Here is an 11,264-nt window from a genome sequence, read left to right as displayed (position 1 = left end):
TTTTTGCCTTTAAGGGGAACATTTTCGTATAAAAGGTAACTTTGGGGCACCCTTCTTCACGTAAAAAAGAAGAAAATCGCTCTTTTGATATAATGAAGTCACCACAACAAACAAAATATCAGAAAGGAACGATTTTCTTATGTACACTCATTATACCACTCGCCAGTTCCATCGATTTTCATTAAGAGGCCTGTCCAAAAATACGGTGGAATAGGGTTTTATTTGTGCTGCCCATAACCTCATAAAATGGACCCTAAAATTAAATCAACGATCAAAAGAACCGCAACTACAAAGATAATATAGAGGGAAAATTGAAGATAAGCAACCTTGAAGATCCATATTAATGTAAAAAAAGAAAGGCTGGCTCGAAAAAGTCGTGATTCAACAACCTTTTGAGATAACCTCTTTTTTTATGCTTGAAAAAAGTAAGGAGGCCTTAGATTAGGCCTCCTCAGCTGACGATGCGATTTCATCCATTTCCAATAATGCCTGCACAAGTGGGGAGTTAAGCAGAGAAATAATTTGGCGGAAATCAATATTATTTAACGATTTGATAAACGAAAACGGTAATTTCTCGCCTGTAGCCTCGTCACCTTGTTTGGCTGCACGCAATGTGGCCCGTTTCTGACTGCTGGTTGACCAGCGTTCATACATGCTGATGAGGCTGGTCAGCGTATTAAGCGTTTGTTCCATCTCTGCCATTGTACCGCGTATTTGGCTTGACCATTCCCGGACAGTATTAATGGATGTTCGCATTTCATCGGGAGACTTGTTTAGAAGCGATGGCAAGTTTTTCATCAACGAGGATGCTGATTGAATATCTATCTTGTTTTTGAGCGGAATGATTGAAGTTGCCGTTTCTTTTTTGACAGCGGATGGTGCAGTTTTTTTGCGTTTTTTGCTGACTGTGGGTGAACGCTTAGGCCTTTTTGTGTTTGGATTCCGCCGTTTTTGGCTGCTCATGGTTTCGCCCCCTTTGTTCTGTAGTCAACATTATAATATGCGTTCGTCCCGTGAGAGGTTCGATTGTCCCGGGTTTGTGCTATAATGTGAGTACATCCGTTCTATAGGATTATTTTTACAGGTAAAGAGGGAGATCCCATGCAAATGATGTTCTACGCGTTAAGCGCGATTGGTTTAATGATTCTTGCTAGCTTTACGATTGTTTTTGCGCGTAAATTGCAACAGCGTATAGTCAGGTTCGCTTTATCAGCAGTCGCATATGCAAGTCTGGTTGTTGCTTTTTTCCTTATGATTGCCGTACTCATTACTTTTTAGTTCCCGGTTCCATGTTGCGTGACTTGATGTATTTATGAAGCAAAAGAAGAACAATATACAGTCCTCCGAGGGAGATGCCGATCCATAATATCGTAGGCGCGGTATTTTCCGTATTGGCGAGGAGGAATACGGGCGTAAACAGCACGATACCAAAGAAGAACGTGCCGCCAAGCGCTACTTTAATCCATTCGCGGCTCATTAACATAACGTATAAACCTCCTTTACGCATGGGATCAAACTTAGTGTGGACAGAAGGGGCATCTTCTATCCGCAATATACGACATCTGAAGAAACAGGAGTTGTTATGATGCCGAAGATTACATTTACTCCAGCAATGCGGCATGTGGAAGTTCGTACCGGAGAGACCATATTGCGCGCTGCTGCCAAGGCGCGAATAGTAATTTCTCAACGGTGCGGCGGCAAAGGGGCCTGCACGATGTGCAAAGTAAAGGTAGAGCCTGGCAGTCTTGTTTCTCCGGCTCAGGAAAAGGAAAAGCGTATGATTGGTGAAGTTGATCTTGTGTGCGGCATGCGGCTTGCCTGTCAGACGAAAGTACAGGGGAAGACACAGGTACAACTGCAAGAAAATCGCCTTGCCGCCGTAGTGCATGCTCAGCTTGAAAAACAACGGCAGGAGAGAGAGGAATGAGTAGAAAAAAGAAACAGCCGTCATTTATGAAGACGGCGGTACTTGTTGTTTTATATGCATGGATGTTATCAGGATGTGCATATCCGCGTGAGCAGATGATACAGAATACGGCACCTCCAGTTCAGCAGATTAAGATGGTGCAAGATGCGGTAGACCAATTCCAGAAAGAGACCGGAGTTCTGCCGATTATGACCAGAAATGCTAATACACCGGAATTTGAGCGATATCCGGTTGATTTTTCGAAAATTGTGCCCAAATATATTCCTTATATTCCAGGTGCCGCATTTGAAGCAGGAGGCAATTATATGTTCGTTCTGCTGGATGCGGAAACAAAACCGGAAGTGCGTTTGATTGATTTGACCGTATCACAAGGCGTTCAGACGATGCAGGAAAAAGTAAGTCGTTATTTCGCTGACAAGAAAGAATTTCCGTTTGGACAAAAGGTGACGGACGGTTACTACCTGATTGATTTCAATAAGTTGCGAATGGGTGAAGAAACGATTCTTAGCCATTTTAGTGAGCAGCCAATGCCTTACATTATGAATGAATACGGGCAGGTCGGGGTAGACTATGCCATGGATTTAGCAATGGCGCTGAGGAATGCTCCCCAAACGCAGAGTCAGCATCAGGATATACGACGCGTACTGACTAACGTATCGCCGCTCGCTCCGGTAAAGTCTTTTCCATACCATCTCATAGACGGTGAGCCGAAGCTTATGCCCGAAAATTAAAAAATGGAATATCTCATGTTTCTTCGCCATATCTTGTACAAAGCAGGACAGGGCGGAACGCATAATTAGCGGAAGCCCGGCACAGCTTCCGCTAGTTTCGTTCAGGCCGTGTCGAGGTCTATTTTTTCCGTCGCCCTCATAAAATGAGTAGTGTCCTTATAGTACAAGAAGTAGATGGAAAGAAACGCGAGGAGGTATCCAGGTGGAACGTGTAGATATTTTCAAAGATATTGCGGAGCGCACGGGGGGAGACATCTATATCGGCGTGGTCGGCCCTGTTCGTACCGGAAAATCGACATTCATTAAACGCTTCATGGAATCAATTGTGATACCCAGCATTCCGTATGAAGCAGAAAGGGTCCGTGCTGTGGACGAACTGCCGCAGAGTGCCGCCGGCAGAACCATTATGACGACCGAGCCAAAATTCGTGCCAAATAATGCTGTTGCCATTCATGTTGCCGATGGACTTGATATTAACGTGCGACTTGTTGATTGTGTTGGCTATGCAGTAGAAGGAGCACGGGGGTATGAAGACGAAAATGGACCGCGCATGGTGACAACTCCCTGGTATGATGAGCCGGTTCCGTTCGAAGAAGCAGCAGAACTTGGGACGCGCAAAGTCATTCAGGAGCATTCAACACTCGGTGTAGTCGTCACTTCAGATGGAACCATCGCTGAAATTTCTCGATCCAGTTACGAAGAAGCGGAAGAGCGGGTGGTTGCCGAACTAAAGGAAGTAGGTAAGCCGTTCGTAATGATTGTCAATTCTGCGCAGCCTGGGCGACCGGAAACGGCTGCTCTACGTGCCGCGCTTGAAGAAAAATACGATGTACCCGTGCTCGTGATGAGTGTAGACTCAATGGATGAGCGAGAAGGGCTTGCGGTTCTGCGTGAAGTGCTGTTCGAATTCCCGGTTCATGAAGTCAATGTAAACCTTCCTTCCTGGGTTATGGTGCTACATGAAGAGCACTGGTTGCGTCAGAATTTCGAGGAAGCGGTGCGGGAGACGGTAAAGGATATTCGACGCTTACGTGATGTGGATCGGGTAGTAGGGTATTTTGGCGAATACGAATTCATTGACCGGGCGGCGCTTGCCGATATGAACATGGGTCAGGGAGTCGCCGAAATCGATCTGTACGCCCAGGATGAGTTGTATGACCAGATTCTAATGGAAATTGTCGGTGTAGAAATTCGCGGAAAAGATCACCTTCTACAGCTTATGCAGGAGTTTAGCGTAGCCAAGAAAGAGTATGATAAAATCTCAGGTGCGCTTAATATGGTTCGTCAGACCGGATACGGCATTGCGCCACCTTCGCTTGAAGAGATGAAGCTTGACGAGCCGGAGATTATTCGGCACGGTTCCCGTTTCGGTGTCCGTCTGAAGGCGACGGCCCCGTCGATTCATATGATTCGCGTTGATGTGGAATCGGAGTTTGCGCCAATTATCGGTACGGAGAAACAGAGTGAAGAGCTGGTAAGATATTTGATGCAAGATTTTGAGGAAAATCCGCTAAGCATATGGAACTCGGATATTTTCGGCCGTTCGTTAAATTCAATTGTTAACGAAGGCATTTCCGCCAAATTGTCCATGATGCCGGATAATGCGCGCTATAAGTTGCAAGAAACGCTAGAGCGCATCATCAACGAGGGTTCAGGCGGATTAATCGCGATTATTTTGTAGGATGCACAAACAAGAATGAAAAAAGGAAGAACAGCGGCTTCTCCTCACTGGGCAGAAGCCTTTTCCTGTTTCGGAGAACAAATCGAAAAAATAGAGATTTAATTTAAGATAAAGTAAAACCTTCTTCCATGCGGGATGTATTGTCCATTTGATTGGGACAAAATAAAGGAGAATTTAAAAAATCCTGGAAGGATGCAGGATGAGTAGTAGGATATTGGGTGAAATCCCTTGAATTGCAGCGTTTTCTATATTAATATTAGCTTGTCTACCTTAAAAATGCTTGGGTTATGTATATTTACTTTATAATTGGTTAACAACGTATAACAAGATACCCCCCTTTGGGAGGAGGTGAATGACATGAATAAAACGGAATTAATCACAAAAGTATCCGAAGTTGCCGAACTCACAAAGAAAGATGCGACCAAAGCAGTTGATGCAGTGTTTGATGCAATTACGGAAGCATTGAAAGACGGGGATAAAGTACAGCTGATCGGATTCGGTAATTTCGAGGTGCGTGAGCGCGCTGCCCGCAAAGGCCGCAATCCGCAAACTGGAGAAGAAATCGAAATTGCTGCTAGCAAGGTACCTGCCTTCAAGCCTGGTAAAGCACTGAAGGAAGATATTCAATAGTGGCGTACATATCGCCATTGGACTCGATTCATCCATTTATGGCAAAGCAAACAAGGGGAGCTGTACGAAGGTACAGCTCTTTTTCCTATCTTGACCTGTAAACAGGAGGCACATATGAAGGTAAATCATAAAAAAATTGAAGAAGGGGTTCGCATGATTCTTGAAGCGGTGGGAGAAAACCCGAACCGTGAAGGGTTGCTTGATACGCCAGCGCGCGTCGCACGCATGTATGAGGAAGTGTTCTCTGGTCTGGCGCAGGACCCGAAAGAATATTTTTCTGTCGTATTCAGCGAAGATCATGAAGAACTTGTCCTTGTTAAAGATATTCCATTCTACTCTATGTGTGAACATCATCTAGTACCGTTCTATGGAGTGGCACATGTAGGCTACATCCCACGTGGTGGACGGGTAACAGGTCTATCTAAGCTGGCACGTGCCGTAGAAGCAGTAGCGAAGCGGCCGCAATTGCAGGAAAGAATTACTTCGACGGTAGCCGATTCCATTATGGATACGCTTGAACCGCATGGGGTCGTCGTCGTTGTAGAAGCCGAGCATCTATGTATGACAATGCGCGGAGTCAAAAAACCGGGTGCCAAAACCGTTACTTCGGCCGTACGTGGTATCTTTGCCAAGGACTCAGCATCGCGTGCAGAAGTATTTAGTTTAATCAAGGGATAGTCAGGAGTAGAAGGATGGGAGTGCTTCCTTGCTGAACTTTTGACTAAGAATGGAAGGATTTACGCATGCTAAGTTCGAGGTGAACATGTGATGAATAAGATAAAAACGATGTATTGGCTGTGGCTTCTGCCGCTCGCTCTGCTCATAGCCGTAGTATATATCGGCTTTTGGTTATACAGATAATCGTTGACAGCGCTTCCTATTTGCGCGATAGTTAAAATCGTAGCCGTACGGCACGGTAAGAGTATAGAGGGGGAGCGTTTATGAGCGGAAATTCAAACGAATTCATTGTTATTAAGGCCTTGGAGAACGGTGTTAATGTAATCGGGTTAACGCGAGGCGAGTCGACAAAGTTTCATCACTCCGAAAAATTGGATAAAGGCGAGGTTATGATCGCCCAGTTCACTGAGCATACATCCGCAATCAAGGTTCGTGGAAAAGCCGTTATTCAGACAAGTAATGGAACGATGGATACACTGGTGGACAAGTAGAGAAAAAACAAGCAGGAACCTGCTTGTTTTTTCTTACAGAGAGCAGGTTTCGCAGGCGTTCTTAGCATTCATCGTGTACAATGCAGGTAGAAAAGATGATTTTTCACCGTAGGGAAACTTACAATTCTTATGTGAGAATTATATAATAGCATGGTGTGGTATCAGTAGTAGTATGGTATACTTTATAAGTATGTTTTCAGTGAGCGTGGAACGTTTTTTTGGGGGATGCATAACAGATGAGCCTTTTGAGAGATGATTTTCAGGAAGAAATAGAAAGCATTGTAAAGCAGATTAAATTGCATGCCGAAAATCGAGTCCTCTACCAGTACATGGATAACCCATCCATTTCACAGCTTCGTGTATGTTTGCTGTATCTTTTCCTGCGCCAGCGCGGCATAGCCGAATCGCAACTTCGTAAATATATTGTGACTGCTATGCTTATTCAGCTTGGTCTTGATAGCCACGAACGGGTTAGTCTGGGAAAGGAAGATACACCTACGGGCATGCGAACCCGTCAGCTTACCATTCTGGCCGGAGATTATTTCAGCGGGCGGTATTATCATTTGCTTGCCGATATGGAAGATGTACGGACAGTTAAACAGTTGGCGCGAAGCATACAAAAGATTAATGAATGGAAAATCAGTTTGTACTGGGAGAACGGTTGGACAGCGGAACAATATTTGCGACGCAAGGTAGATATTGAATCTTCCCTGCTTTGCTCTTTCGGAAGCACATATGGAGCAGAAAATGCAGAGCTATGGATGCGAATTTTTTCACAGATGATACTCATTGAGCAATTGCTCGTCGAGTATCGGGCCTGTCGTTTTGAAGAACGTGCCGGACGGTATTTTCATCTGCTGAGTCAAGAGGAAGGTACACATAATGCCTACCAATCAATGCTGCAGAACGTCCACAAAGCGCTCCATCAGTGTCGAAAGCTAACTGCGCTGGTGGAAGAGGAGGAGTGCCGGATTGAGTTAAAACATCTGGTAGATCAGTGCGCTGAAGAGTTGAACAACCAGAAAGCAAGGGCAGAGGAGATGTAACCATGCGCGAGAAATTGCAGGGGGAAGAGAAGGCGGGTTATGTACATTCGGTGTTTGAATCGATTGCAAAAGAATATGACCGGATGAACTCCGTTATTAGCTTTGGTCGACATAGTGCCTGGCGTAAATATACAAACAGGCGGATGGGCGTAGGTACAGGTCAGAGTGCCATTGATTTATGCTGCGGAACGTGCGATTGGACCATCAGTCTTGCAGAGGCAGTCGGTCCAACTGGCAAAGTGGTTGGCCTTGATTTTAGTCAGAATATGCTGGACGTCGGTGCCGGGAAAATGCAAGATAAGGGTTTGGATCAGGTTGCGCTGGTCAACGGGGATGCGATGAGCATTCCATATCCGGATAATACATTTGATTATGCTACCATTGGATTTGCGCTCCGGAACGTACCGGATTATAAACAGGTTATCCGTGAGATGGAGCGGGTAGTAAAGCCGGGTGGACAAGTGGTGTCGCTGGAAGTTAGCAAGCCGCCGTTCATGCCGTACCGCAAGCTGTTCTTTTTTTATTTCTATAATATCCTGCCCCTTATTGCCCGTTTGGTGGTGGACAAATATGAAGAGTACAGCTGGCTGCCTCAATCGTTGACTAACTTTCCGGATAGCAGACAGCTTGCAGATGTATTCCGTGAGGTAGGTCTTGTAGACGTACAGACGAAACTGTTTGTCGGCGGTGTTTCCGCGCTACACATCGGTTTTAAAAAGCAGGTGGATAAGCTATGAATAAACTAAAGATTATTCTTGAAATGATTAAGTTTGAACATACGATTTTTGCGCTGCCATTTGCGTTTATGGGCGCAATTCTTGGAAGCTTTGTCGTAAATGGTACATGGCCGACTTTGTGGCAGATTTTCTGGATTATTGTAGCGATGGTAGGTGCACGAAGCGCGGCCATGGCACTTAACCGATTAATCGACCGCCGTTTTGATGCGGAAAATCCACGTACGGCGATGCGAGCCATTCCGGCCGGATTGCTAAAAGAAAAAGAAGTACTTTTGTTTATTATCGTATCTTTCATTGTATTGTTTTTTGCTGCGTTCCAGCTGAATATGTTGGCGGTAAAACTTTTGCCTGTTGCGGTCTTTTTCCTGGTTTTATATTCATATACGAAGAGGTTTACTTGGGCCTGTCATCTAATTCTTGGAATCGCCATCGGTCTTGCGCCGCTTGGGGGATGGGTAGCAACAACCGGACAAGTGGACTGGATGGGGGTTTTATTGTTCGTTTCCGTCGCGCTATGGACGGCGGGATTTGATGTCATCTATGCATGCCAAGATGCCGAGTTTGATCGTGAGCGCGGATTGTACTCTATTCCAAGCTATTTCGGTATTGCTAAAGCGTTGAAGCTGGCTCGGTTGTTTCATATCGTGACGATTGCGGGCTTTATCGGTCTGTTCATCGTCACCAGTCTGCATGTATGGTTTGTTGTCGGTATTATCATTGCCTCAATGATTCTTGTGTATGAGCATCGTTTGGTATCACCCAATGATTTATCCAAGTTGAATACGGCTTTTTTTACGATGAACGGAGTATTGAGTGTGGTTGTGTTCTCCTTTACTTTGCTTGATTTGGTGATGAGATGAAGAAAATTTTTGTTGTCGGAATTACAGGGGCGAGTGGTGCGGTGTATGGAGTACGTCTTGTACAGCAGATGCTCCTTCATGACTATAAAGTGCATCTAATAGTGACAGAAGCGGGCTGGCAAGTATTTCGGGAAGAGCTGGAATGGGATACATCAGACCGGGACGCGGTCATCCAGGAGCATTTTCCATCAGTGAACGGGGAGCTCCATTATCACACGCTACGCGATTTCACAGCACCCGTAGCGAGCGGTTCCTACCGCAGTGACGCCATGGTTATCCTTCCTTGCTCCATGGGAACGATGTCGGGCATTGCACATGGTGCCTCCGGCAATTTGCTGGAACGTACTGCCGATGTGATGTTGAAGGAAGGGAAGAAGCTGGTCATCGTGCCGCGTGAGACACCGCTTAACGTCATTCAACTGGAGAACATGACGAAGCTGGCGCAGGCGGGAGCACGCATCGTACCCGCTATGCCGGGATATTATCACAAGCCACGGACAATGGACGATATCATTAACTTTGTAGTGGGAAAAGTACTGGACACCCTCGATGTGCCGCATGAACTATTTCGTCGTTGGGGAGAGTGAAATAATGTCTGCAATAAAAATCGGTAAAATTTCATTTAGCAACATTATGCCCATCTATCACTTTTTTCGTACCGATCAGTTTGATGAGCATCAGGTAGAATTAATTCCGCAGGTTCCTTCACAATTAAATCGTAGCATGGCTGCGGGTACGATTGATATGGGGCCCATCTCGTCATTTGAGTATGGTCGCAATTATAAGGAATATGAAATACTGCCTGATTTGTCCATTAGCTCAAAAGGTCAGGTGCGTTCTATTTTTTTATTTTCACGTAAGCCGATTGAAGAATTGAAAGAGGCGAAAGTGGCGCTTACTGATAAATCAGCCACATCAAATCACCTCCTCAAAGTAATTTTAGAGAAATTCTATGAGTCTTTCTCATCCTATAAAGTGATGCCCGCTAATCTGGAGAAAATGATGGCGATAGCAGATGCCGCACTGTTAATCGGCGATGATGCACTGCTTGCTTCCTGGAATAATCCCGGCTATTATATGTATGACTTAGGGGAATTATGGTATAAGCATACCGGTTTATGGTCGGTATTTGCAGTCTGGGCAGTGCGCCGTGAAGTTACGCACAGTAAGTCTGAGCTTTTGCGCAGTGTTCATAATGAGTTTCTGCATAGCAAGAAAAGAGGACTGACCGACCTGGACACGGTTGTGGCACAGGCGAAAAAGGAGTTTGGCGCTACAGCCGAATTTTGGAAAGTGTATTACACCGGATTATCATATGAATTTACTTCCGAGCATAAAAAAGGGCTGGAGTATTATTACGCATGCGCGGCCGAACTTGGACTGCTGGAGGAAGCAGCCAAAGTGGAGATTTGGAGCCCGGATTCCCGGCAGTCGGCTGTATAAGCCAAAGGAAGAGAAGAACCAGTTGGGTGGAACGTAATGAAACTAACAGATATTTTTTGGCCATTCCGATCGGACATGAATTATATTGAACGCGAGCTGGATAGGGCGATTGACACGAAAGAGCCTGTATTGCACAAAGCGGCCAGTCATTTGCTCAAAGCCGGGGGGAAACGGATCCGCCCCGTCTTTGTGCTGCTGGGCGGTAAGTTTGGCAACTATGATATTGAGCGGCTTAAATATGTGGCTGTACCGCTCGAGTTGATTCATGCGGCGTCTCTTGTTCATGACGACGTCATTGATGATGCAGAGCTTAGGCGCGGTAAAATCACTGTGAAATCAAAATGGGATAATCGAATTGCGATGTATACCGGTGACTATATTTTTGCCCGTGCGCTTACGCTCGTTACCGAACTGCCCAATCCACAGATTCACAAAATTTTATCTAATACGATTGTTGAAGTGTGCCTTGGGGAAATTGAGCAAATTCGCGATTTGAATAATTGGGATCAAAATTTACGTCGATATTTGCGTCGCATTAAACGAAAAACGGCGCTCTTAATGGCAATTAGCTGCCAGCTGGGTGCTATCGCGACGGATGCATCCAAAGATGTTGTACGCAGATTGTATGCATATGGATACAATGCTGGTATGGCATTTCAGATTACCGACGATATTCTGGATTTTACCGGTGATGAAAAGAAGCTTGGAAAGCCTGCGGGCAGTGATTTGAAACAGGGAAATATTACGCTGCCAGCGCTTTATGCATACCATAAAAGCCAAAATGCGGCAGCATTTCGTGTATTGGCTGAAGAGAATCGCACAGATGAGATGATACGATTCATTCGTGAAGGAGAGTGCATTAATGAGGCCCAGAAGCTTGCAGATCGGTACTTGATGCGGGCTGCTGCGGCTCTTGATGGGTTGCCCGATAACCGCAATAAGGAAACGTTGCTTAAAATTGCACATTTTTTTGGAGAACGGCAATCATAAGCGAAAGTTGCAAATGTACCCTGAATTTGTTAAAATTTTCGTTGTGTGCT

The 11,264-nt window shown here is 45.4% G+C and carries 15 protein-coding genes; 13 read left to right on the top strand and 2 right to left on the bottom strand.

Annotated elements, in window-relative coordinates:
* Window positions 1-441: 441 nt before the first annotated feature.
* A complete protein-coding gene (locus HMPREF0083_RS16160) occupies window positions 442-963 on the bottom strand; it encodes a hypothetical protein (protein ID WP_021622646.1) in 522 nt (173 codons plus the stop codon).
* 144 nt (window positions 964-1,107) lie between these two features.
* Between HMPREF0083_RS16160 and HMPREF0083_RS27310 the strand changes: the two genes are divergently transcribed.
* Window positions 1,108-1,278, top strand: coding sequence for a DUF2768 family protein (locus HMPREF0083_RS27310; RefSeq protein ID WP_240961188.1), 171 nt, complete (start codon window positions 1,108-1,110; stop codon window positions 1,276-1,278).
* On the opposite strand, the gene HMPREF0083_RS16155 is transcribed toward HMPREF0083_RS27310, so the two are convergent.
* Entirely contained in the window at window positions 1,268-1,483 is a 216-nt protein-coding gene (locus tag HMPREF0083_RS16155) for a hypothetical protein (protein ID WP_040303076.1), read from the bottom strand. The genes HMPREF0083_RS27310 and HMPREF0083_RS16155 overlap by 11 nt on opposite strands.
* 99 nt (window positions 1,484-1,582) lie before the next feature.
* Between HMPREF0083_RS16155 and HMPREF0083_RS16150 the strand changes: the two genes are divergently transcribed.
* The 12 genes from HMPREF0083_RS16150 to hepT all read left to right on the top strand — a co-directional run bounded on the left by HMPREF0083_RS16150 (window position 1,583) and on the right by hepT (window position 11,214).
* Entirely contained in the window at window positions 1,583-1,927 is a 345-nt protein-coding gene (locus HMPREF0083_RS16150) for a 2Fe-2S iron-sulfur cluster-binding protein (RefSeq protein WP_021622643.1), read from the top strand.
* Entirely contained in the window at window positions 1,924-2,658 is a 735-nt protein-coding gene (locus HMPREF0083_RS16145) for a hypothetical protein (RefSeq protein WP_021622642.1), read from the top strand. Before HMPREF0083_RS16150 ends, HMPREF0083_RS16145 begins: the two co-directional genes overlap by 4 nt.
* 202 nt (window positions 2,659-2,860) lie before the next feature.
* Complete coding sequence (spoIVA, locus tag HMPREF0083_RS16140) at window positions 2,861-4,339, top strand: stage IV sporulation protein A (RefSeq protein ID WP_021622641.1); 1,479 nt, start codon at window positions 2,861-2,863, stop codon at window positions 4,337-4,339.
* 357 nt (window positions 4,340-4,696) lie between these two features.
* Window positions 4,697-4,969, top strand: a complete 273-nt coding sequence (locus HMPREF0083_RS16135) for an HU family DNA-binding protein (RefSeq protein WP_021622640.1) — start codon at window positions 4,697-4,699, stop codon at window positions 4,967-4,969.
* A 114-nt stretch (window positions 4,970-5,083) separates the two neighbouring features.
* On the top strand, window positions 5,084-5,647 hold the full coding sequence (folE, locus tag HMPREF0083_RS16130) for a GTP cyclohydrolase I FolE (protein ID WP_021622639.1): 564 nt from the start codon (window positions 5,084-5,086) through the stop codon (window positions 5,645-5,647).
* A 263-nt stretch (window positions 5,648-5,910) separates the two neighbouring features.
* On the top strand, window positions 5,911-6,138 hold the full coding sequence (gene mtrB, locus HMPREF0083_RS16125) for a trp RNA-binding attenuation protein MtrB (protein ID WP_021622638.1): 228 nt from the start codon (window positions 5,911-5,913) through the stop codon (window positions 6,136-6,138).
* Window positions 6,139-6,374: 236 nt separating this feature from the next.
* The gene (locus tag HMPREF0083_RS26470) at window positions 6,375-7,184 is read left to right on the top strand and encodes a heptaprenyl diphosphate synthase component 1 (RefSeq protein WP_021622637.1); all 810 of its coding nucleotides are present in this window, start codon (window positions 6,375-6,377) and stop codon (window positions 7,182-7,184) included.
* 2 nt (window positions 7,185-7,186) lie between these two features.
* Complete coding sequence (locus tag HMPREF0083_RS16115; RefSeq protein ID WP_021622636.1) at window positions 7,187-7,921, top strand: demethylmenaquinone methyltransferase; 735 nt, start codon at window positions 7,187-7,189, stop codon at window positions 7,919-7,921.
* On the top strand, window positions 7,918-8,781 hold the full coding sequence (locus HMPREF0083_RS16110; protein ID WP_021622635.1) for a UbiA-like polyprenyltransferase: 864 nt from the start codon (window positions 7,918-7,920) through the stop codon (window positions 8,779-8,781). Before HMPREF0083_RS16115 ends, HMPREF0083_RS16110 begins: the two co-directional genes overlap by 4 nt.
* Complete coding sequence (locus HMPREF0083_RS16105; RefSeq protein ID WP_021622634.1) at window positions 8,778-9,368, top strand: UbiX family flavin prenyltransferase; 591 nt, start codon at window positions 8,778-8,780, stop codon at window positions 9,366-9,368. The genes HMPREF0083_RS16110 and HMPREF0083_RS16105 overlap by 4 nt, the downstream gene beginning before the upstream one ends.
* 4 nt (window positions 9,369-9,372) lie before the next feature.
* On the top strand, window positions 9,373-10,224 hold the full coding sequence (locus tag HMPREF0083_RS16100; protein ID WP_040303071.1) for a menaquinone biosynthetic enzyme MqnA/MqnD family protein: 852 nt from the start codon (window positions 9,373-9,375) through the stop codon (window positions 10,222-10,224).
* 36 nt (window positions 10,225-10,260) lie between these two features.
* The gene (gene hepT, locus HMPREF0083_RS16095) at window positions 10,261-11,214 is read left to right on the top strand and encodes a heptaprenyl diphosphate synthase component II (RefSeq protein ID WP_021622632.1); all 954 of its coding nucleotides are present in this window, start codon (window positions 10,261-10,263) and stop codon (window positions 11,212-11,214) included.
* The last annotated feature ends 50 nt before the right edge of the window (window positions 11,215-11,264 follow it).

Origin of the sequence: Aneurinibacillus aneurinilyticus ATCC 12856, from assembly GCF_000466385.1 — a bacterium.
Classification (GTDB): Bacteria; Bacillota; Bacilli; order Aneurinibacillales; family Aneurinibacillaceae; genus Aneurinibacillus; species Aneurinibacillus aneurinilyticus.
Note: the sequence above shows the minus strand (reverse complement) of the source record. Positions and strands in the feature narration are given on the sequence as shown.

What these genes read in the sequence shown, in the direction of transcription:
- HMPREF0083_RS16145 (WP_021622642.1), top strand. Translation starts at nt 1,924, where the DNA reads ATGAGTAGAAAAAAGAAACAGCCGTCATTTATGAAGACGGCGGTACTT.
- HMPREF0083_RS16110 (WP_021622635.1), top strand. Translation starts at nt 7,918, where the DNA reads ATGAATAAACTAAAGATTATTCTTGAAATGATTAAGTTTGAACATACG.
- HMPREF0083_RS16160 (WP_021622646.1), bottom strand. Translation starts at nt 963, where the DNA reads ATGAGCAGCCAAAAACGGCGGAATCCAAACACAAAAAGGCCTAAGCGT.
- HMPREF0083_RS16105 (WP_021622634.1), top strand. Translation starts at nt 8,778, where the DNA reads ATGAAGAAAATTTTTGTTGTCGGAATTACAGGGGCGAGTGGTGCGGTG.
- HMPREF0083_RS16100 (WP_040303071.1), top strand. Translation starts at nt 9,373, where the DNA reads ATGTCTGCAATAAAAATCGGTAAAATTTCATTTAGCAACATTATGCCC.
- hepT (WP_021622632.1), top strand. Translation starts at nt 10,261, where the DNA reads ATGAAACTAACAGATATTTTTTGGCCATTCCGATCGGACATGAATTAT.
- HMPREF0083_RS16155 (WP_040303076.1), bottom strand. Translation starts at nt 1,483, where the DNA reads ATGTTAATGAGCCGCGAATGGATTAAAGTAGCGCTTGGCGGCACGTTC.
- HMPREF0083_RS26470 (WP_021622637.1), top strand. Translation starts at nt 6,375, where the DNA reads ATGAGCCTTTTGAGAGATGATTTTCAGGAAGAAATAGAAAGCATTGTA.
- folE (WP_021622639.1), top strand. Translation starts at nt 5,084, where the DNA reads ATGAAGGTAAATCATAAAAAAATTGAAGAAGGGGTTCGCATGATTCTT.
- HMPREF0083_RS16135 (WP_021622640.1), top strand. Translation starts at nt 4,697, where the DNA reads ATGAATAAAACGGAATTAATCACAAAAGTATCCGAAGTTGCCGAACTC.
- mtrB (WP_021622638.1), top strand. Translation starts at nt 5,911, where the DNA reads ATGAGCGGAAATTCAAACGAATTCATTGTTATTAAGGCCTTGGAGAAC.
- HMPREF0083_RS16115 (WP_021622636.1), top strand. Translation starts at nt 7,187, where the DNA reads ATGCGCGAGAAATTGCAGGGGGAAGAGAAGGCGGGTTATGTACATTCG.
- HMPREF0083_RS16150 (WP_021622643.1), top strand. Translation starts at nt 1,583, where the DNA reads ATGATGCCGAAGATTACATTTACTCCAGCAATGCGGCATGTGGAAGTT.
- HMPREF0083_RS27310 (WP_240961188.1), top strand. Translation starts at nt 1,108, where the DNA reads ATGATGTTCTACGCGTTAAGCGCGATTGGTTTAATGATTCTTGCTAGC.